The 18,594-nt window shown below is 60.6% G+C and carries 18 protein-coding genes; 11 read left to right on the forward strand and 7 right to left on the reverse strand.

Annotated features, from left to right (window positions below; all coding sequences use genetic code 11):
- The first annotated feature begins 677 nt into the window (after positions 1-677).
- From ACTJKL_RS24200 to ACTJKL_RS24210, 3 genes are all read left to right on the forward strand, one after another.
- Entirely contained in the window at positions 678-887 is a 210-nt protein-coding gene (locus ACTJKL_RS24200) for a hypothetical protein (RefSeq protein WP_100673707.1), read from the forward strand.
- A 187-nt stretch (positions 888-1,074) separates the two neighbouring features.
- Positions 1,075-1,761, forward strand: coding sequence for a fumarylacetoacetate hydrolase family protein (locus ACTJKL_RS24205; RefSeq protein WP_102761302.1), 687 nt, complete (start codon positions 1,075-1,077; stop codon positions 1,759-1,761).
- 49 nt (positions 1,762-1,810) lie between these two features.
- Complete coding sequence (locus ACTJKL_RS24210; protein ID WP_127712763.1) at positions 1,811-2,341, forward strand: gamma carbonic anhydrase family protein; 531 nt, start codon at positions 1,811-1,813, stop codon at positions 2,339-2,341.
- A 9-nt stretch (positions 2,342-2,350) separates the two neighbouring features.
- Here ACTJKL_RS24210 and ACTJKL_RS24215 read toward each other — a convergent pair whose 3' ends face one another.
- From ACTJKL_RS24215 to ACTJKL_RS24225, 3 genes are read right to left on the reverse strand one after another with little or no spacing between them, the layout of a single operon-like run.
- Positions 2,351-2,746 carry a Fur family transcriptional regulator gene (locus ACTJKL_RS24215; protein ID WP_003536852.1) on the reverse strand — a complete coding sequence of 132 codons (396 nt, stop codon included), beginning with the start codon at positions 2,744-2,746 and terminating at the stop codon, positions 2,351-2,353.
- On the reverse strand, positions 2,746-3,573 hold the full coding sequence (gene znuB / locus ACTJKL_RS24220) for a zinc ABC transporter permease subunit ZnuB (protein ID WP_275597790.1): 828 nt from the start codon (positions 3,571-3,573) through the stop codon (positions 2,746-2,748). Before znuB ends, ACTJKL_RS24215 begins: the two co-directional genes overlap by 1 nt.
- A complete protein-coding gene (locus ACTJKL_RS24225; RefSeq protein WP_018095205.1) occupies positions 3,566-4,471 on the reverse strand; it encodes a metal ABC transporter ATP-binding protein in 906 nt (301 codons plus the stop codon). The genes znuB and ACTJKL_RS24225 overlap by 8 nt, the downstream gene beginning before the upstream one ends.
- A 143-nt stretch (positions 4,472-4,614) precedes the next feature.
- Between ACTJKL_RS24225 and znuA the strand changes: the two genes are divergently transcribed.
- Positions 4,615-5,628, forward strand: a complete 1,014-nt coding sequence (gene znuA, locus ACTJKL_RS24230; RefSeq protein WP_100673712.1) for a zinc ABC transporter substrate-binding protein ZnuA — start codon at positions 4,615-4,617, stop codon at positions 5,626-5,628.
- Positions 5,629-5,736: 108 nt separating this feature from the next.
- Here znuA and ACTJKL_RS24235 read toward each other — a convergent pair whose 3' ends face one another.
- Positions 5,737-6,117 (reverse strand): RcnB family protein, encoded by a 381-nt coding sequence (locus tag ACTJKL_RS24235; protein ID WP_275597788.1) that lies wholly within the window; start codon positions 6,115-6,117, stop codon positions 5,737-5,739.
- A gap of 127 nt (positions 6,118-6,244) precedes the next feature.
- The gene (locus tag ACTJKL_RS24240) at positions 6,245-7,870 is read right to left on the reverse strand and encodes a glycoside hydrolase family 43 protein (RefSeq protein ID WP_440854012.1); all 1,626 of its coding nucleotides are present in this window, start codon (positions 7,868-7,870) and stop codon (positions 6,245-6,247) included.
- A gap of 348 nt (positions 7,871-8,218) precedes the next feature.
- Here ACTJKL_RS24240 and ACTJKL_RS24245 point away from each other — a divergent pair, with 348 nt between their 5' ends.
- Entirely contained in the window at positions 8,219-8,794 is a 576-nt protein-coding gene (locus tag ACTJKL_RS24245; RefSeq protein ID WP_100673713.1) for a TRAP transporter small permease subunit, read from the forward strand.
- Entirely contained in the window at positions 8,791-10,584 is a 1,794-nt protein-coding gene (locus tag ACTJKL_RS24250) for a TRAP transporter large permease (protein WP_440854013.1), read from the forward strand. The genes ACTJKL_RS24245 and ACTJKL_RS24250 overlap by 4 nt, the downstream gene beginning before the upstream one ends.
- Positions 10,585-10,689: 105 nt before the next feature.
- Here the strand turns inward: ACTJKL_RS24250 and hisD are convergent, their stop codons facing one another.
- Positions 10,690-11,988, reverse strand: coding sequence for a histidinol dehydrogenase (gene hisD, locus ACTJKL_RS24255; protein WP_018095211.1), 1,299 nt, complete (start codon positions 11,986-11,988; stop codon positions 10,690-10,692).
- Positions 11,989-12,167: 179 nt separating this feature from the next.
- On the opposite strand from hisD, the gene relB reads away from it, so the two are divergent.
- From relB to ACTJKL_RS24280, 5 genes are all read left to right on the forward strand, one after another.
- Positions 12,168-12,716: a type II toxin-antitoxin system RelB family anti-toxin gene (gene relB / locus ACTJKL_RS24260; RefSeq protein WP_338283558.1), complete on the forward strand. Its 549-nt coding sequence runs from the start codon at positions 12,168-12,170 to the stop codon at positions 12,714-12,716.
- Positions 12,717-12,833: 117 nt separating this feature from the next.
- Entirely contained in the window at positions 12,834-13,874 is a 1,041-nt protein-coding gene (locus ACTJKL_RS24265) for an ABC transporter substrate-binding protein (protein WP_440854014.1), read from the forward strand.
- A 107-nt stretch (positions 13,875-13,981) separates the two neighbouring features.
- Complete coding sequence (locus ACTJKL_RS24270) at positions 13,982-15,046, forward strand: ABC transporter ATP-binding protein (RefSeq protein WP_440854015.1); 1,065 nt, start codon at positions 13,982-13,984, stop codon at positions 15,044-15,046.
- On the forward strand, positions 15,043-16,224 hold the full coding sequence (locus ACTJKL_RS24275; protein WP_440854016.1) for an ABC transporter permease: 1,182 nt from the start codon (positions 15,043-15,045) through the stop codon (positions 16,222-16,224). The genes ACTJKL_RS24270 and ACTJKL_RS24275 overlap by 4 nt, the downstream gene beginning before the upstream one ends.
- Positions 16,221-17,006, forward strand: coding sequence for an ABC transporter permease (locus ACTJKL_RS24280; RefSeq protein ID WP_100673718.1), 786 nt, complete (start codon positions 16,221-16,223; stop codon positions 17,004-17,006). Before ACTJKL_RS24275 ends, ACTJKL_RS24280 begins: the two co-directional genes overlap by 4 nt.
- Before the next feature lie 206 nt (positions 17,007-17,212).
- Here the strand turns inward: ACTJKL_RS24280 and ACTJKL_RS24285 are convergent, their stop codons facing one another.
- Complete coding sequence (locus ACTJKL_RS24285; RefSeq protein ID WP_100673719.1) at positions 17,213-18,319, reverse strand: TRAP transporter substrate-binding protein; 1,107 nt, start codon at positions 18,317-18,319, stop codon at positions 17,213-17,215.
- Between the last annotated feature and the right edge of the window lie 275 nt (positions 18,320-18,594).

An 18,594-nucleotide genomic window follows, 5' to 3' on the forward strand; every position in this document is an offset into this window, starting at 1 on the left:
ACGGACGGTCTCCCTCGATTGAGATCTTAACGACTCACTCTGGCACATTGCGATGCCGTTGGGAGCCGTCCACCCCAACAGTGCTCGTCACAGGGATGAGAGCAGCGCCGCGTCTGCGGCGCGGGAAACGTTCTTTCAGCCCAAGGACTTGGTCTGGCTGGATTCCTGTGACAAGCACAGGAATGAGGAAATCAAACAGGCGGCGGCGGGCTGCCCGAATTTCAATAGGCCTTAGCTCACGATATGCCGGGCAACCGACCGCAACACTGATCGATCCTTTGCGCTTGCGGTTATAGAGGTTGTCGATGACGATGGCTGATTGGCGAGGATTTTCCGCCTGGGTGGATCGATGCTGGGCGCCTCCAGTTGGACCCCGTGTATTGGTAATACAATTCTTGTGCGGCGCAATATTCGGTCACACCCGGCCGGTCGGCTTGAAAAACAAAGAAACCTCTAATATAACCGTTCCCGTGTGTTAATCCGCGAATATGAGAATGCGATCTTTGCAATCGCGCCGTCCAGCCTCGAAATGAGTGTGAAAACTTCGCGAATTCGCCCGATTTCTGTCGTGAAGGCTTCATCTGCCGGCGTTATATTCTATTCCGTCTTACAAAAACCAATATCGAATGTTTAAGGTCCCATCAAAAGAGGGACATAAGAAATAATACGGGAGAGCTATGATGAGAGAGCGTAATCTCTATCGTATCGTCGAAGTCAGCATGAGGCGCGAAAGCGGCCGGAAGGAAATCGGCATCATGACCGTGCGCCAGGCCCTTGAGCTTCCCCAGGTACCAAGCCTCGAATACAGTCATCCGGAACTCAATTCGCGGTCCGACGGCCGCTTCCTCACGCGTGACCAACTCGAGGCCTATGCGCGCTGCGCCTGACCCCGAGAGCACGGCTCCGGCATCATTCTCACGCCCTGCCTATTGCAGCAGCCCGTCCGGCTGCTAACGTCCTTCTCTCCAGATTCGCTTCGGCGTCGCCCTGACCTAGGGGGCGGTGCTGGTGCGTCGATTTCTGCGAACGAACCGCTCGGGCCAGACCGAGACCGAATGATGGAGCCGGACGATCATGCAGACAGCCCTGACACCCCCGCCCCTCGTCCTGCTGCCGATCTCCGGCAGCTCCGTCGGGTTTCCGGTGCGCCGGGTCTATTGTGTCGGCCGCAACTATGCGGCCCACGCCCGCGAGATGGGTCACGACCCGGACCGTGAGGCGCCCTTCTTCTTTCAGAAAAACGCCGACAATCTTCTGCCGCCGGGCGAGGATTTTCCCTATCCGACGCGCTCTTCCGACGTTCATCACGAGGTTGAGCTGGTCGTCGCCATGCGCACCGGGGGCGCGGATATTCCCGTCGAGCAGGCAGCCGATCACATCTTCGGTTATGCCGTCGGCATCGACTTCACCCGCCGGGATCTGCAGGCGGAAGCCAAGAAGGCGGGCAAGCCGTGGACGGCCGCCAAGGCGTTCGAGCATTCCGCGCCGGTTTCCGCGATCGTCCCCGTCACCGCGATCGGTCATCCCGCAAGCGGCAATATATGGCTCAAGGTCAATGGCGAACTGCGCCAACAGGGCGACCTCGACCAGATGATCTGGAAGGTGCCCGAGATCATCGCCGAGCTTTCCCGCCTCTTCACTCTCGCGCCGGGCGACATCATCATGACCGGAACGCCGTCAGGTGTGGGTGCCGTCACGCAAGGCGATGTCGTAGCCTGCGGCATCGACGGGATCGGCGCTATCTCCGTCAACATCGTTTGAGAAACGGAAGGGCGAAATTCACCGCCTTCGACCAAAGGACGCAGCCGCCATGCCGCTTTACGCTCTAGGACCGCTCAGACCGCAGACGCCGACCGAAGGCAGCTACTGGGTGGCGCCGGACGCAACCATCATCGGGCAGGTTGAGCTCGGCGAGGACGTCGGCATCTGGTTCGGCGCGACGCTGCGCGGCGACAACGAGCCGATCCGCATCGGCGCGCGCACGAACATCCAGGAGGCCGTCATCATCCATGTCGATCCCGGTCACCCGGTTTCCATAGGCGAAGGCTGCACCATCGGTCACCGGGCTATCGTTCACGGCTGCACCATCGGCGACAATTCGCTGATCGGCATGGGAGCGACGATATTGAACGGCGCGAAGATCGGCCGCAATTGCCTCGTCGGCGCCAACGCGCTGGTCACCGAGGGGAAGGAATTCCCCGACAATTCACTCATCGTCGGCGCCCCGGCCAAGATGGTGCGGACCCTCGATGACGCCGCCGTCGAAGGATTGAAGCGTTCGGCCGAACATTATGTGAAGAATTGGCAGCGTTACGCCGCCCAACTTACGCTGCTGGATTGATACGCGGCCTCACGCGCAGCTCTTGCAGTGTCCGCGGATCTCGATCGTCGTCTTCTCGGTCTTGAACTCCTGCGCGCGCACGAGCGTGGAAAGCCGATCCTCGATCACCTCGTCATGAAACTCGGTCACCTGGCCGCAGCCTTCGCAGATGGTGAAGGCCGTGACACCGTGGTCGTGCTCGTGTTCATGCGGGCAGCTGCAGGCCACGAAGGCGTTGAGGCTCTCCAGCCGATGAACCAGCCCGTATTCGAGCAGCTTGTCGAGCGCGCGATAGACCTGCAGCGGTGCGCGAAAGCCATTGTCGCGCAGCTTGTCGAGAATGGTGTAGGCGCTCATCGGACCGTCCGAATGGGCCAGCGCCCCCATCACCAGCGACTGGTTCTTGGTCAGTTGGGGCGTAACCATCAGTGATGTCCTCCATCCGAAGTATGCGGGGCGCTCTCGATCCGGCGGCCGACCGGCAACAGACTCAGCACGAAAAGGACCAGCGCGGCAACCACGATCGACGGTCCCGACGGCGTATCCCAGTGAAGCGAGCCGAAAAGCCCGCCGGCAACGGCGACCGCGCCGATCAGCGAGGCGTAGACAGCCATGACTTCCGGAGACGAGGCGAAGCGACGGGCGGTTGCCGCCGGTATGATCAGCAGCGAGGTGATCAGCAGGATGCCGACGATCTTCATGGCGATCGCAATCACCAGAGCCATCAGCAGCATGAAGAAGAACCGCGCCCTCTCGGGCTCGAGGCCTTCCGCTTCGGCCAGCTCCGGATTGACGGTCGATGCGAGCAACGGCCGCCAGAGATAGACCAGTGCGAAGATCACCAGAATGCCACCGCCCCAGACGATGTCGATATCGGCGCGGGATACCGCGAGGATGTCGCCGAAGAGGAAGCCGACGAGGTCGATCCGGACCCAGGTCATGAAGGCGACGATGACGAGGCCGATCGACAGCGCCGAGTGCGAGAGAATGCCGAGCAGCGCGTCGGTGGAGAGCGCGCCGCGCTTCTGCAGGAAGAGAAGCAGCACCGAGACGACGGAAGCGACGATAAACACGCTTACCATGAGGTTGAGGTCCATGAGCAGCGAGAGTGCCACCCCGAGCAGCGCCGAATGTGCCATCGTATCGCCGAAATAGGCCATGCGACGCCAGATGACGAAGCAACCGAGCGGCCCCGCGACCATGGCGATGCCAATTCCGGCGACGAGCGCGCGAATGAAGAAATCGTCAAGCATCGCGCTTCTCCGTCCCGTAACCCTGGAGCCGCGCGTGATGGCCGCAGCCGCAGTCCGGATCGTGATCGTGAATGTTGTCGGCCTCTTCGTCATGATGGTGGCCGTCGTCCGGGAAGCAGCTTTCGGTGATGCTGCCGTCGGCATGCAGCACCCGCCCGTCCGGGAGGTGCGTATGGTCGTGGTGATGACTGTAAACCGCAAGCGCGCCGGCGGCCCGGCGGCCGAAGAGTTTGAGATATTCCGGACTCTGGCTCACCACCTGCGGCGTTCCGCGACAGCAGACGTGGCCGTTGAGACAGACGACCGTATCGGTTTCCGCCATGACGATATGGAGATCGTGGGAAATGAGCAGGATACCGCAGCCGGTGCGGTTGCGGATCTGCTTGATCAATTCGTAGAGGGCTATCTCCCCGGAAAAATCGACTCCCTGCACCGGCTCGTCCAGGACCAGCAGGTCGGGTTTGCGGGCGATCGCCCGGGCAAGCAGCGCCCGCTGGAACTCGCCACCCGAAAGGTGCTGCACCTCGGCCTTCGCCATGTGCAGCATGCCCGTCGCTGCGAGCGACTCTTCGATCTCTCGCCCCTTGAGCGGGCCCGTCAGCGTCATCAGCCGCTCCACCGTCAGCGGCAGCGTCCAGTCGACGGCAAGCTTCTGCGGCACATAGCCGACCTTCAGCCCTGCGAGCCGGTCGACGTGTCCCTCATCTGGCTTGAGAACCCCGATCGCCGTCTTCGCCGTCGTCGATTTTCCCGAACCGTTCGGCCCTATGAGGGTGACGATCTCGCCGCGGCTGATCGAAAAATCGACGCCGCGCACCAGCCATCTGCCGTTTCGCCGCACTCCGGCATTGGCGAGGCTGACCAAGGGCGTCGTTTCTGGTGATCGGAAGTTCAACATCAAAAAGTTCCGGCTGGTGGTTGCCACTGGCTATCGCACACGTTATAGCATAACGCAATTGATGTAATAACATAACAACGCCGTTTCAAGCAATGTCCGGCCGTAAACGCCGGCTGCAGCAACCGGACAATTCGGAGAAAACGATGAATTCGACGACTGCCCTCCTGTTCGCCTCGACGCTTCTCCTTGCCTCCCCCGCATTTGCGGAGGCGCCCAATGTGGTCGTCTCGATCAAGCCGGTCCATTCGCTGGTCGCCTCGATCATGCAGGGCGTCGGCGAACCCTCGCTCATCGTCGAGGGCGGCGCCTCCCCTCATACCTACACCATGAAGCCGTCGAACGCCGCGGCACTGCAGGCGGCAAAGGTCGTGTTCTGGGTCGGACCAGGCCTGGAGGCTTTCCTCGACAAGCCGCTTGATACGCTCGGCACAGGTGCCCAGGTGGTCGAACTCGGCGAGGCTCCCGGGCTGGAGAAGCTGAAGTTCCGCGAGGGCGGCGCCTTCGAGGGGCATGATCACGGGGAAGAGGGGCACGGCGGGGAAGCCGGCCACGAAGATCATGGCGATGCCCATGCCGGCGAAGCGGACGGTGCCGAGCATGCCGATAAGCATGACGATCATCATCATGCAGAAGGCGAATTCGACATGCATATGTGGCTCGATCCGATGAACGCCAAGGCCATGGCGACGGAGATCGAGAAGACTTTGGCCGCGGCCGATCCGTCCAACGCCGCCACCTACAAGGCCAATCTGGAGAGGTTCAACGAGCGGATCGACGCTCTCGACAAGGGTCTCGCCGAGACGGTGGCTGCAATCAAGGACAAGCCTTTCGTAGTCTTCCACGATGCCTATCAGTATTTCGAGAACCGCTACAAGGTGCGCGTCGCCGGTTCGATCACCGTCAGCCCGGAAGTGCTGCCCGGCGCGGAACGGCTCTCCGAGATCCGCGCGAAGATCAAGGAATTGGGCGCGACCTGCGTCTTCGCCGAGCCGCAGTTCGAGCCCAAGCTCGTCAGTGTCGTCATCGAAGGCACGCCGGCGAAATCCGGCACGCTCGATCCGGAAGCCGGCACCCTCGAGGCCGGACCGGATCTCTACTTCCAGATGATGGAAAACATCGGCGTCTCGCTGAAGGAATGCCTATCTTCGGCGAGCTAAGGCCTGTTGAGATTCGGGCCACCGCCGCCGCTTGTTTGCTCGCCTCATCCCTGTGCTCGTCACAGGGATGAGGGAAAAATCGGGGTCCTTAAAAAGGAACACGCAAGGTCAATAGGCCGATGCGAGGCCTGCGATCACGCCCGTTGCGAGGCTGATCAGCAGAAAGTCATTGTCGACGCGCACCCATTGCTGGCCCCGTGGCGGCGGCCGCAGCTTGTAGCGACGGTAGTCGCGGACATAGGCCATGTGGCGCCGCTCGGACGGGCTCAGCCTGTGGCCGCGCGCCCAGCGGTGCTTTTTGACGATCACGCGCTTTTCGACATGCTTCTCGACGTGTCGGTCGACACGTTTCTCGACATGACGATCGATGTGCCTGTGGCGATTGCGATCATGCGCCTGCGCAAGCTCGAAGGAGCCGGCCGGCTGAGCAAGCGCCATCGGAGTGGCGAGGAACGAGCTGGCGACGAGCGCGATCAGAAGGCGTTTCATGGGGTTTTCCTTTCGTTATTACCCCCCGAAACTAAGCCTTCCTTCCTGAACCGAATATGAAGCCTGACATTACAAATAAGTAATGATTACCGATGCTTATAAGAGCTCTCTCATAAACTTTCCGCATTCAAACGCTAAGCGCCTGGTAACGGAACCGGTCGAAATCGGCAGGCATCGCGCAACCCGAGATATCGAAAGCGAAGATGCCGGCGAACGCCCCCGTGAAGGAACCGTGCTCGCCGCGCCCACCTTCGTCCGAAATCACGCCGGCGTCGAGCACCGGCCCGATGGTCAGCCATTGTGCCTGGTCCGCCCCTCGCCAAAAGAACTGGAGATCGTTGTCTCTCACCTCCATGGCGAGATGAATTGGACCGTCGGGTACGGCGATCCCGCTGCCGACCGGATAGGTCAACCGCCCGTTCGGAAAATCGCCCGGACAGGAGAGTACGGTGAGGGTACGTCCGAGGGTTTCGTGCCGTGTGACGCCGAGGGCATGGAACTTGTGCCGGTTATAATAATGCGTGAGACCCGCGACCTGCTGATAGGTGTCAGGAGCGAAATCGACGACGGCTTCCACGCGGAAGGAATGATGTTCCTGCCGCCGCGCCACCAGCGCCTGCTCGAACCAGCTGCCGATGCTCTCGCGGCCGAAGAGCCGGAGATGCCCGGTCCGGGCGGTTAACGAGAATATCCGCTCCGGGACCGGGGTGCGCAGCCACTGGAACTCCGGCGGAAGCACCTGCTCGTCGAAGTCCGTTTCAAAAAGGACACGCTCAGCGACGGTTCCTGCGGCTCCCGGCGCGGGCACGGTCACCTCGGGAACCGGGCCGCCATTTTCGAGATAGAGCCATCCGTCCTCCCGCCAGACGCATTTCTGCAGCGCAGTCTCGCGGCCGAGCGTGCAGCGTCGCTGCGGCGGCAGCGGCCGGCCGCAAAGATGCGTATGATAGGCTTGGCCGTCCGGCGTCTCGACATATTGCCCGTGCCCCGCGCGTTGCAGAGCCGCCTCCGGGTGACCCTTGGATGTGATGAGATGAACATTCGGGTGCATCTCGTAAGGTCCGTCGATGGTGCGGGACCGCGCCATGCCCACGGCGTGGTCGTAACCTGTTCCTCCCTCGGCGACAGTCAGGTAATACCAACCGTCGCGTCTGAAGAGATGCGGCCCTTCGACGAGGCCGAGCGGACTGCCGGCGAAGATGTTCTTCGCCGGGCCTACGAGCTTGCGGGTTCGCTCGTCCCATTCCTGCAGCAGGATACCGTCGAAAGCGGGGCTTTTGGGCGAACCGCCGAAGCTTTCGGAGCGGTGGTTCCACTTCATGTTGAGAAACCATTTGCGGCCATCGTCGTCATGGAAGAGCGACGGATCGAATCCCGACGAATTGACATAGACCGGATCGGACCAGGTGGCCTCGACCGCTTCCGCCGTCACGATGTAGTTGTGGGCATCCTTGAAGTTGCCGTCCAGGCGTTTGACGTCGGTATAGACGAGCCAGAACAGCCCGTCGCAATAGGAGAGGCACGGAGCCCATACGCCGCAACTGTCGGGGTTGCCGCGCATGTCGAGCTGACTTGCGCGTTCGAGCGGACGGCGCACGAGTCGCCAGTTCACGAGATCGCGCGAATGGTGAATCTGCACGCCGGGGTACCATTCGAATGTCGAGGTCGCGATGTAATAGTCTTCGCCGACCCGACAGATAGACGGGTCCGGATTGAAACCGGGCAGGATCGGGTTCCGGATCGTCGCGTTCATCTCTTGCATCTCCCTCTTCGCGGTGCCGCATCCAGCCCCAAGCTCACCGTCTTTTCAAGACCTTTCGCGCAGCGTTCCCAGACCGGCATCCCGGCAGATTGCCACCTGTCGAATCGCCTGAAATCCCCTGCGCGGGCTTCATTTTCCACGAAAGCTGCGGCGGAACATCGGCGGGAAGCGCGCCTGCGTGCCTAAGTTTTGATCATTCGCCGGTGGACGGTATTCGACTTTCGTCTGAGACCCCGCCCCTATCCCGGAAAATCGGCCATCGCACTTGAAAGCAGGCTTGAAATGGGCACTCTGCCTGTGCTTGGCAAAAAAACAAAAACCATTGCGGGGAGGAACTCGATGAAACCGTTACTCGGCTTCAGCCGATTGATCGACGCCATTACCGAAAAGATCGGCAAGGCGGTCTCTTGGCTTATTCTGGTGGCCGTGCTCGTGAGCGCCGGCAACGCCGTCATCCGAAAAGTGTTCAACATGTCGTCCAATGCATGGCTGGAGGCGCAGTGGTATCTCTTCGGCGCCGCCTTCATGTTCGCTGCCGCCTACACGCTGAGCCAGAACGAGCACATCCGCATCGATGTCGTCTACGGAATGTTCTCGCGCCGCGTGCAGCACTGGATCGACCTCTTCGGACACGTCTTCTTCCTGATGCCCTTCGTGCTTCTCATGCTGTATTACCTCGTGCCCTACGTACGGATGTCCTATGTTTCGGGCGAACTTTCCTCGAGCGCCGGCGGGCTCATCCTATGGCCGGCGAAAGCGATCCTGCTGATCGGCTTCGTTCTTCTCGCCCTGCAGGGCGTATCCGAAATCATCAAGAAGATCGCGATCATGACCGGAAACATGGACGATCCGACGCCTTACGTTCCGGCTCATGCACCGCTCGATGACACGGTATCGCCGGAGGCCCGCTCATGATCGAGTTCGTCGCTGAAAACCTGGCGCCGATCATGTTCGTGTCGCTGATCGTGTTCCTGCTGCTCGGATATCCGGTCGCCTTCTCGCTTGCCGCCAACGGTCTCCTCTTCTTCATCATCGGCGTCGAACTCGCGCCCTTGTCGGATTCCATCAATCTTTCCTGGCCCCTGCTGAACGCACTGCCGGAACGGTTCTGGGGGGTCATGTCGAACGACACGCTTCTCGCCATCCCCTTCTTCACCTTCATGGGCATAGTGCTCGAACGGTCGGGCATGGCCGAGGATCTTCTCGACACGATCGGCCAGCTCTTCGGTCCCGTGCGCGGGGGGCTTGCCTACGCTGTCATCTTCGTGGGCGCGCTTCTTGCGGCCACCACCGGCGTCGTTGCGGCTTCCGTGATCGCCATGGGTCTGATCTCGCTGCCGATCATGCTGCGCTACGGCTATGACCGCCGCATCGCCACCGGCGTCATTGCTGCATCCGGCACGCTCGCGCAGATCATCCCGCCGTCGCTCGTGCTGATCGTTCTTGCCGACCAGCTCGGCCGCTCGGTCGGCGACATGTATGCCGGCGCCCTCATCCCCGGTCTCGTTCTGACCGGGCTCTATATGGGCTACATCCTGCTGATGACCTTCGTGAAGCGGCACTCCATGCCGGCGCTGCCTTTGGAAGCGCGCACCCTCGGGTCCGGCGTCACCTCGCTTGCGATCGCGCTCCTGGTCGCCTGCGCAATCGCCTATGCGGCACACGTCTATCTTTCGCCGACACAGGGTGAAAACGCGGACATCCTCGGAGCGACGGTGGGTACCATATTCATCTATCTGGTCGCCCTCGCCGACAGGGCGCTCAAGATCAACGCGCTTTCGCGTCTGGCCCAGCAGGTGATCATCGTGCTGATCCCGCCGCTGGCCCTGATCTTCCTGGTTCTCGGCACCATATTCCTCGGCATCGCCACCCCGACCGAAGGCGGAGCCATGGGAGCCGTCGGTGCCCTTGTCATGGCTGCGGCCAAGGGCCGGCTGAACATGGAGGTCGTCCGCGCCGCGCTCGCCTCCACGACACGGCTCTCCGCCTTCGTGCTGTTCATCCTGATCGGCGCCCGGGTCTTTTCGCTCACCTTCTACGGCGTCAACGGACACCTCTGGGTGGAACATCTGCTGACCGCGCTCCCGGGCGGCGAGATCGGTTTCCTGATCGCCGTCAACGTGCTCGTCTTCTTCCTGGCGTTCTTCCTCGATTTCTTCGAGCTCGCTTTCATCATCGTGCCGCTGCTCGCACCGGCGGCCGACAAGCTGGGCATCGATCTGATCTGGTTCGGCGTGCTGCTCGGCATCAACATGCAGACGAGCTTCATGCATCCGCCCTTCGGTTTCGCACTCTTCTACCTGCGCTCAGTCGCAGCCCGGGTGCCCTATCTCGACAAGGTGACCGGCAAGAAGATGGAGCCGGTGACGACGGGGCAGATCTATTGGGGCGCAGTGCCTTTCGTCGGCATACAGATCATCATGATTGCGCTCACACTCATGTTCCCGCAGATGGTGCTGCATTACAAAGGCAGCGGCACCGGCGTCGATCCGTCGACGATAAAGATCGAAGTTCCGGGCTTCGGCAACGGCGGAGGCGGCCTGACCTTGCCCGACAACCGCGGCGGCCTCGGTCTTCCCGGCGGCTTGCAGCTGCCAAGCGGCAGCCCGCTCGACGGGGCTGGCCAGCAGCCGGCCCAACCGAATACGGCGCCGCAGCAGAACAACCCGGCTTCCGATCTCAGCGCACCGCCGTCGTTCAACTGAAGTGCGATCCACAAGCAGGCCGACGGCTTACCGTTGGCCGATACAAAGAAGCCAGCCGGCAGCGGCCGGGTGGCTTCTTTGCAGCATTCCATTTGGAAGGACGGATCAATCGGCAGCGAATTGCCGGGGGCTGAGCCTCAGAGCAGCTGCGCGGCGATGGCCTTCGAGCCGTTCTGTAGCGCTCTGCCGTACAGCGGCAGGAGCGACCGCGGCAACGCCGCGTTCATCCAACCATTGATGCGTGCAGATTTTGACGTAGGAGCCGACCCAGAGCCCACCCGTATACCGGCCAGCGGCCATGGTCGGAAGGGTGTGATTGGTGCCGCAGCACTTGTCGGAGTAAACCACGCTGGCCAGTTCGCCGATGAAGAGTGAACCGTAGTTGCGGAGCTTCTTGGCGGTGGCCTGCGGATCACGGGTGTGAACCTGAAGATGCTCGGCTGCGATGTAGTCTGAATAGGCGATCATCGCTGCTTCGTCTTCGCAGACGGTGATCTCCCCATAATCCTTCCAGGCTACCGACGCGACATCGGCAGTCGAGAGGTCCTGCAACTGCCTTTCGACTTCGACCAGGGTAGCTTCCGCGAGCTTGCGGTCGGTCGTGATCAGACCGACGCGGGTGCGAACATCGTGTTCTGCCTGCGCAAGGAGGTCGGTTGCGATCATAGCAGCGTTGCCGGTTTCGTCGGCGACGATGAAGATTTCGCTCGGGCCGGCAAGCTGGTCGATGCCGACTTGACCAAACACCTGGCGCTTGGCTTCGTTGACGAATGCGTTGCCGGGGCCAACGATCTTGTCGACCGCCGGGATTGACTCGGTGCCTGATGCCATTGCTGCGATTGCCTGGGCTCCGCCTACACGGAAGATGCGATCGGCACCTGACAGATGGCAGCCGGCGATCATGGCCGGGTGTGCGTTTGGCGGGAGGCAGGCGATTACCTGGTCGCAGCCGGCGACCTTAGCCGGTACGATGGTCATGACCGGCGCCGACAGGAGAGGATAACGACCGCCAGGCACGTAGCACCCCACGACTTCGATCGGGATGACGCGGTGGCCGAGGTGCAGACCCGGCAGTGTCTCGATTTCAAGCGGGAGGATGGTCTTGAGCTGAGCTTCGGCAAAGGCGCGGACGTTCGCGATCGCGAATTCGGTGTCTTCGCGGGTCTGCGGATCGAGTTCCGCTACGGCCTTCAGCCTCTCTTCTTCGCTTACTTCGAACTTTTCAAGCTCCACTTTATCGAAGGCTGCGGAGTATTCGCGAACAGCGGCGTCACCACGCTCACGCACATTTGCGATGATATCCTTGACCGTCTTCTCGACCGGAGCCGTGTCGGAGACGGCGTCACGGGTAGGCTTCTTGATCTGGATGAACCTGTCATTCAATGCGGCGAGACGCGATGTCATTAAAATCTCCTGTGTGCGGTGGTGTCTCAGCATCGTGGAACCGCGGCAGACGGGCAATTGCCCGCAAACCACCCGTTCAGTATTCTCACCACTTTGCGCGCCCGACGATCTCCGGACGTAGGAAGCGCGCGCCGGGGGTGCCATGCTGGGGCGAACCGATCAGATCAAGGAATCGACGAATGCCGAAAATCGGAAGCAAACTTCGTGAACTGCGCCGGAGGCGAGACTTGGGTGTCAGAGAACTGGCTGCGCGGTCGGGCATTTCACATTCTACGATCTCATTGATCGAGCGAGACCGAATGAGCCCGTCGATCGACACGCTCGGCGCGGTCCTCGACGCCCTGGGCACGACGTTGCCCGGCTTCTTTTCCGACCTGCAATCGAGTCTTCCATATACGCCGTTCTATTCCTCGGCCGACCTCATCGAGATTGGAAAGGCTGACACGATTTCCTACCGCGTCATTGGTCTGGACCATCCGAACAGGCAGATGCTTATGCTCCATGAGCGTTACGCGATCGGCGCAGATACCGGCGAGGAATTCACCCATGCGGCACAGGAGGCCGGCATGGTTCTGTCCGGAGCCGTCGAGGTGACGGTGGGCAACCAGAAGCGTATCTTGGGCGCGGGTGACGGCTACTATTTCGATAGTCGGCTTCCGCATCGATTCCGCAACGTCCACGATGGCCCGAGCGAAATAGTGAGCGCGATTACGCCGCCAACCTATTGACGCAGGCGTCACCCGATCCGAGTGGTGAGAATAGTGACCAGAGCGGTTAGTGCCCTTCCCAAACCCCTGAAAACTGCTTTGTATCGTGCAGTCGAAAACACTGATGGGGAGGGCTCGATGAAAATCCTTAAAGCTGCTGTCATTGCCTCTAGCGTCCTGACGACGAGCGTCGTCGGTGCGCAATCACGCGACCTGACGGTCGTATCCTGGGGTGGGAATTTCCAGGACGCGCAAAGAAAAATCTTCTTCGAGACATTCGGGAAGGAAACTGGAAAGCCCGTTCTCGATGAAAGCTGGGAGGGCGGATACGGCGTATTGCAGGCCAAGGTGAAGGCCGGCGTGCCGAACTGGGATGTCGTCGAAGTCGAAGCCGAAGAGTTGGCTCTTGGTTGCGCCGACGGCATCTACGAAAAGATCGACTGGCAGAAGATGGGCGGGAAGGAGGCTTATCTCCCGGCGGCCGTCAGCGACTGCGGTGTCGGCAATATCGTCTGGTCGACCGGCCTGTCCTACGATGGTGACAAGCTGGCGGAAGCTCCGAAGACCTGGGCCGATTTCTGGGATACGAAGAAATTCCCGGGTAAACGCGGCCTGCGCAAGGGGCCCAAATATGCGCTTGAGTTCGCCTTGATGGCAGATGGCGTCCCTGCGGACCAGGTTTACGACGTTCTGAGCGGCGAAGGCGGCGTTGATCGCGCATTCAAGAAACTAGATGAACTGAAGGCGGATATCACGTGGTGGGACGCTGGGGCACAACCACTCCAGCTGCTATCTTCCGGCCAGGTCGTCATGACGTCCGCATATAACGGCCGCATCAGCGGGATCAATCGCAGCGAGGGCAAGAAGTTCGGTTTCGTTTTCCCCGGCAGCGTCTATGCAATCGACAGCTGGGTAATCCTGAAGGATAGCCCGAACAAGGACGCCGGCATGGACTTCATCGCCTACGCGAGCAAGGCCGAAAATCAGGCGAAGCTTCCGGAGTATATCGCATACGGGCTTCCGAACCTTGGTGCGACCAAGCTCGTCCCGGAACAGTTCCAGAAGGAGCTGCCGACGACGGAAGAGAACCTGAATGGTGCCGTCGCTCTCGACGTAGACTTCTGGACAGACAACTCGGAAGAGCTCACCCAGCGTTTCAACGCCTGGCTGGCTCAGTAGGCGATCGTCTCAGTTAATTTACCGCCGCTCTGTTGCCCCGATCGATGGGGCAACATAACCCTTTGATCGTTTGGGGGGTGGCCCTCCTCCATTTTGCGTAGGTGACGATGGGCAACGCATTCATTCACTTCGACAAAGTCAGCAAAGCGTTCGGCGCCATGACCGTCGTCGATAAACTGGACCTGGCTATCGAGAAGGGCGAGTTTGTCAGCATGCTCGGACCATCCGGTTCAGGCAAGACTACACTTCTGATGATGTTGGCCGGCTTCGAGGCCCCCACCAGCGGATCAATTTCCGTCAGGGGCAAGCGGGTCGATGCACTGCCGCCCCATAGACGGAACATGGGCGTGGTTTTCCAGAACTACGCTCTGTTTCCCCATATGACAGTTGCGGAGAATGTAGCGTTTCCGCTCAAGATGCGTCGGGTGTCCCGCGGTGAAATCGTCGATCGCATCGGCAAGGCTCTCGATATGGTCCAACTCGGGGCGTTCCACGACAGGCGGCCGATCCAGCTGTCGGGCGGTCAGCAGCAGCGTGTAGCGCTGGCGCGAGCGCTCGTCTTCGAACCTGAAGTGGTCCTTATGGACGAACCGCTCGGGGCCCTGGACAAAAAGCTTCGCGAGCAGATGCAGATGGACATTCGCAATATCCATCATCGATTGGGTCTGACCATTGTTTTCGTGACACATGATCAGGCCGAAGCGCTGACGATGTCGGACAGAATCGCCATTTTCAATCACGGAAAGATCGAGCAGATCGGCACGCCTTCCGAAATTTATGACCGTCCGACGACGCAATTCGTCGCCGAATTCATTGGCGAAACCAACTTGCTCAGCGGCAAAGTGACGACGTCCGAAAACGGTTTGCTGGGTATTGCGGTCGATGGCGGCCAGCAACTCCAGGTCGCGTCAGCCGCAAAGCACGAACCGGGCAAGCACGTGAAAGTCTCGGTCCGGCCCGAGCGCATCGAACTCGGTTCTTCCGACGGGTCGAGGAATGAATTGAAGGTCAGGGTGTCTGACGTGGTCTATCGCGGTGACCACCTGCAGGTCGTCGTCGAGGCGGCAAACGGGTCTCTCGTCATCAAGTCTACCAGGAAAACAACCACGCCTCGGATCGGTGATGAGGCGGTCGCCTCGTTCTCACCCGAACAATGCTGGATCGTCGCATGAAGCAACGCTCCCGGTTCCTGCAGCATGCCAAATCGTTCGTCCTGATTGCGCCCCTTGCGCTATTCCTTCTGTTCTTTTTCGTCGTCCCTTTGGGAACCATGATGAAGACCGCCGTTTCCGATCCCGTCGCGTCTCGCGCGCTACCTACCGTAGCTGCTGCCCTCGACGGATGGGACCGCTCTAGCGCTCCGCCGGCGGAGGCGCAGAGAGCGCTGGTCGTAGACATTCAGGGAATACAGGACGACGAATTGTTTGGTGACCTAGTTCGACGGCTGAACAGCGCGAAGTCGGGTTTTCGAACATTGATGAGCAAGACCAGGACGGCAGTTGCCGATGACCCTAGCCTCGGTGACCTCACCTCCGTCGATCGGCGATGGAACGACCCGGCATTCTGGATTGCAGTCCAGGACGCCGCAAGCTCGCCTGTCACCGACCGAAATCTTCTTGCGGCTGTCGACCTGACGCGTGACAAGAATGGCAATGTGGTCGACGCGCCGGCCGGTACCTCGGCAAACCGCGAAACGCTGCTTCGCACCATGGTCATGGCGGGCATGGTGACCGTCTGCACCGTTTTGATCGGCTTGCCCTTCGCGATGGTGGCCGCCTCGACCACTGGCTGGAGGCGTCAACTCCTGCTTGGAGCGGTTCTGCTCCCGCTTTGGACATCGCTGCTCGTCAGAACGGCCGCCTGGTACATCATTCTGCAAGACAATGGTCTGATCAATATGACGCTCCAGGCAATCGGCCTGACGGACGGGCCATTGCCTTTGATCTTTAATCGGTTAGGCGTCGTCATCGCCATGACCCATGTCCTGCTTCCCTTCATGGTATTGCCGATCTTCAGTGTTTTGATCGGCATTCCCAAGAATCTGATGCCAGCCGCGGCCTCACTTGGCGCGTCACCTTTCCGATCATTCCTTTCGGTGCTTTTGCCACTCAGCCTGCGAGGCGTCGTGTCCGGATCGCTGCTCGTGTTCATGAGCGCTCTTGGGTATTACATCACACCTGCACTGATCGGCGGCGCAAAGGATCAGATGATCAGCGCCGTGATCGCCTACTATGCAACGGGCGCGGCCAACTGGGGCATGGCAGGCGCGCTCGGGATCGTTCTCCTGACCGCAACGATCATCCTTTACGTCGTCTACCTGCGGCTCTCATCCGAGGAGGCAAGGGCATGAGGACGCTTTCCCTGTCCAAGGCGATATTCGGCTCGGCCGTCGTCATCTTTCTCATGGCCCCGTTATTTGCGATCCTGCCGCTGGCCTTCACCGACAGCGTGTTCCTCAACTATCCGATCCCTGACTTTTCGTTGAGGTGGTTCGATGAATTGTTCACTGCCGACGCCTGGCGGCGCTCGATTATCAACAGCCTGATCATCGGAGCAGGAACGACGGTGCTTGCCACCGTGCTGGGCACGGTCGCCTCGCTTGGGCTTCGCGGAAAATCCGTATCGCTCCTGTTCGGTTTTTTCCGCACGGTGTTCCTGCTTCCGATGGTGGTTCCAGCGGTGGTGCTGGGCGTCGGTATGCAGTTGATGTTCGCCCAGTATGGGCTCGCGAATACCTATTTGGGAGTGATCGTAGCTCATACGGTGATCGCCATCCCGTTCGTGGTGGTGAACGTCACGGCCGCCCTACAGGGCATAGACCGTCGCCTTGAAAACGCTGCGGCCAGCCTCGGGGCGTCGCCGACGGTCGTCCTCAAGACGGTTACACTGCCTTTGGCCATGCCCGGAATCATTTCAGGAGCAGTCTTCGCGTTTGCGACCTCGCTGGATGAGGTGGTGCTGACCCTGTTCGTCGCGGGTCCCAACCAGAGAACCGTTGCACGGCAGATGTTCTCCACGATCCGCGAGAACATCAGCCCCGCCATTGCTGCCGCCGCATTCCTGTTCATCGTAGGCACCGTCCTGATTGCAGCCTTGGCTTACTTCCTTCGAAAGAAGCGGCAGGTCGCGTGAGCTGGATCGGCGCACTTTCATAAAAGGCCACGACGGAAAGCCTGCACGCAAGCGGGCCGAAGGGGACCCGCGGCAATGTTCCGGTCCTCAAATGGCTTAATGGGAAGCAACTCACCTGCAGCTAGTCCCTTCTCCCCGTCAAACGGGGAGAAGGTCGCGGCAGCGGGATGAGGGGCAATTTCGAAAAAGTGCCCCTCAGCGCAGCGTCAGATCTTGCCGTTCCGCTGCTGGATCATCATGAAGGTGTCGTAGTTGTATTCCGCAATCTGTGCGTTGAGGAAATACTCCGCGCGGAAGGCTTTGATCGATTCCCAGATCTTCTTGAATGGCGCGTTCGACGCTTCCATTTCCGCGTAAACCTTGTTGGACTCGTCGAAGCAGGCCGACAGGATTTCCGGGCTGAACGGGCTCAGCTTCGCCCCCGCCGCGACGAGGCGCTTGATCGCGGACGGGTTGAGATAGTCGTACTTCTGCAGCATGTTCGCGTCGGTCGCCTGGCAGGCCGTCCGCAGGAGCGACTGATAAGCCTTCGGCAGGCCGTCGAAGGCTGCCTTGTTGAACATGGCATGCACGGTCGGACCGCCTTCCCACCAGCCGGGATAGTAGTAATAGGGCGCGACCTTGTAGAAACCGAGCTTCTCGTCGTCATAGGGACCGACCCATTCGGCCGCGTCGATCGTGCCTTTTTCGAGAGCCGGATAGATGTCGCCGCCGGCGAGCTGCTGCGGAACGACGCCGAGGCGTTCCATGACCTTGCCGGCGAACCCTCCGACGCGCATCTTCAGGCCCTTCATGTCGGCGACGGTCTTGATTTCCTTGCGGAACCAGCCGCCCATCTGAACGCCGGTATTGCCGCCCGGGAAGCCGACCAGGCCCTGGGTTCCGAGAAACTCGTTGAAGAGGTCGATGCCGCCGCCATGATAGTGCCAGGCGTTCATGCCGCGGGCATTGAGTGCGAAGGGCACGGCAGCGCCCAGCGCCCAGGTAGGATCCTTACCCCAGTAATAATAGGCTACCGTATGGCACGCCTCGACGGTCCCGGCAGCCGCCGCATCCGCTGCCTGCAGGCCCGGGACGATTTCGCCGGCGGCGAAGACCTGGATCTGAAAATTTCCGTCGGTAGCTTCGGACACGTATTTCGACAGCACTTCCGCGCCGCCATAGATCGTATCCAGCGATTTCGGGAAGGACGACGTCAAGCGCCAGGTGACCTTCGGATTGGTCTGCGCAACGGCCGGCGCAGCCAGCGTCGATGCAGCAGCCGCACCCAGGCCGCCGATGCTCGCATGTTTGATGAATGAACGGCGATCCATGGTTCCTCCCTGTTCCCGCCATGAGCAGTGCGACACGGATCGGCCGCGTCACTGCCCATCGAGCCCCCGTCCGCCCATCCGGGACGTCGCAAGGTCTCTTTCCTCCTCGTTAGTGCCGACAACGCCGAAGCCCGCGAAGGCTTCGCGCACCGCGGCACACGTGCACCATACATAATCGATAATGCATGTCCAGCGACCGTGTCGCGGCGTCTTCTTCGACTTTTGTATAAGACGTCGCAAGCGGTTGGAAATTGCCCAAAATCGAGGCAAATCAA

This window comes from Sinorhizobium sp. 22678 (assembly GCF_052044265.1).
In the GTDB taxonomy this organism is placed as follows: Bacteria; Pseudomonadota; Alphaproteobacteria; order Rhizobiales; family Rhizobiaceae; genus Sinorhizobium; species Sinorhizobium meliloti_A.

Coding starts and splice junctions, on each gene's coding strand:
- ACTJKL_RS24200 (WP_100673707.1), top strand. CDS start 678: ATGATGAGAGAGCGTAATCTCTATCGTATCGTCGAAGTCAGCATGAGG.
- ACTJKL_RS24205 (WP_102761302.1), top strand. CDS start 1,075: ATGCAGACAGCCCTGACACCCCCGCCCCTCGTCCTGCTGCCGATCTCC.
- ACTJKL_RS24210 (WP_127712763.1), top strand. CDS start 1,811: ATGCCGCTTTACGCTCTAGGACCGCTCAGACCGCAGACGCCGACCGAA.
- ACTJKL_RS24215 (WP_003536852.1), bottom strand. CDS start 2,746: ATGGTTACGCCCCAACTGACCAAGAACCAGTCGCTGGTGATGGGGGCG.
- znuB (WP_275597790.1), bottom strand. CDS start 3,573: ATGCTTGACGATTTCTTCATTCGCGCGCTCGTCGCCGGAATTGGCATC.
- ACTJKL_RS24225 (WP_018095205.1), bottom strand. CDS start 4,471: ATGTTGAACTTCCGATCACCAGAAACGACGCCCTTGGTCAGCCTCGCC.
- znuA (WP_100673712.1), top strand. CDS start 4,615: ATGAATTCGACGACTGCCCTCCTGTTCGCCTCGACGCTTCTCCTTGCC.
- ACTJKL_RS24235 (WP_275597788.1), bottom strand. CDS start 6,117: ATGAAACGCCTTCTGATCGCGCTCGTCGCCAGCTCGTTCCTCGCCACT.
- ACTJKL_RS24240 (WP_440854012.1), bottom strand. CDS start 7,870: ATGAACGCGACGATCCGGAACCCGATCCTGCCCGGTTTCAATCCGGAC.
- ACTJKL_RS24245 (WP_100673713.1), top strand. CDS start 8,219: ATGAAACCGTTACTCGGCTTCAGCCGATTGATCGACGCCATTACCGAA.
- ACTJKL_RS24250 (WP_440854013.1), top strand. CDS start 8,791: ATGATCGAGTTCGTCGCTGAAAACCTGGCGCCGATCATGTTCGTGTCG.
- hisD (WP_018095211.1), bottom strand. CDS start 11,988: ATGACATCGCGTCTCGCCGCATTGAATGACAGGTTCATCCAGATCAAG.
- relB (WP_338283558.1), top strand. CDS start 12,168: ATGCCGAAAATCGGAAGCAAACTTCGTGAACTGCGCCGGAGGCGAGAC.
- ACTJKL_RS24265 (WP_440854014.1), top strand. CDS start 12,834: ATGAAAATCCTTAAAGCTGCTGTCATTGCCTCTAGCGTCCTGACGACG.
- ACTJKL_RS24270 (WP_440854015.1), top strand. CDS start 13,982: ATGGGCAACGCATTCATTCACTTCGACAAAGTCAGCAAAGCGTTCGGC.
- ACTJKL_RS24275 (WP_440854016.1), top strand. CDS start 15,043: ATGAAGCAACGCTCCCGGTTCCTGCAGCATGCCAAATCGTTCGTCCTG.
- ACTJKL_RS24280 (WP_100673718.1), top strand. CDS start 16,221: ATGAGGACGCTTTCCCTGTCCAAGGCGATATTCGGCTCGGCCGTCGTC.
- ACTJKL_RS24285 (WP_100673719.1), bottom strand. CDS start 18,319: ATGGATCGCCGTTCATTCATCAAACATGCGAGCATCGGCGGCCTGGGT.